Genomic DNA, 700 nt, shown 5'->3' with positions numbered 1-700 from the left:
ATAGTTTTACACCCCTAATCAAAAACAATTACAACAATTATAATTAACTATGAAAGTAAAGATTATCACAGAATTTTTAAAAAAAGCAACTCTCCTTACTTTATTTCTTTTGAGCTTTAATGCCATTAGTCAAGAAGAAAAACCAAAATCAACACTAGATAAGTTATTATCTAAAATAAGCTTATCAGGATCTATTGACGGATACTACAGATACAATTTTGCAGCCCCTAATGACAACTCGGTAGCTCCAAAAACTTTTTTTGTAGATGAAAGCGGTTTTGCATTAGGTATGGCTAACGCTATTTTGGGATATGAAGGCGAAAAAGTTGGGTTTGTAGCTGATCTTGTCTTTGGTCCCAGGGGCGAAGATGCTGTATTTAATTCTGATGATTCTGCTCAAATGATTAACCAGTTATTTGTCTACTGGAATGTAACCGAAAGCGTTAAGCTTACCTTTGGTAATTTTAATACTTTTATAGGATATGAAATGATTTCACCAACAGAAAATTTTAATTATTCTACTTCATATATGTTTACCTATGGCCCTTTATCTCATACTGGTTTGAAAGCAGATATTGCGATAAGTGAAAAATGGTCTGCTATGCTTGCTGTAATGAATCCTAGTGATTATACCGAAAACAACCCTTTTGACACTTACATCGCTGGAGCACAAATAGGGTATACCCTGGATAATGGTAGT

The 700-nt window shown here is 33.6% G+C and carries 1 protein-coding gene; it reads left to right on the top strand.

The genetic code is table 11. From position 1 onward, the window contains the following. Positions 1-49: 49 nt before the first annotated feature. Positions 50-700: outer membrane beta-barrel protein (locus tag Z053_RS0127395; RefSeq protein ID WP_025668160.1), on the top strand; the 651-nt coding region annotated here is incomplete at its 3' end.

Origin of the sequence: Aquimarina megaterium XH134, assembly GCF_000520975.1 — a bacterium.
Lineage (GTDB): Bacteria > Bacteroidota > Bacteroidia > Flavobacteriales > Flavobacteriaceae > Aquimarina > Aquimarina megaterium.
This window is presented reverse-complemented; position numbering and strand designations above follow the sequence as displayed.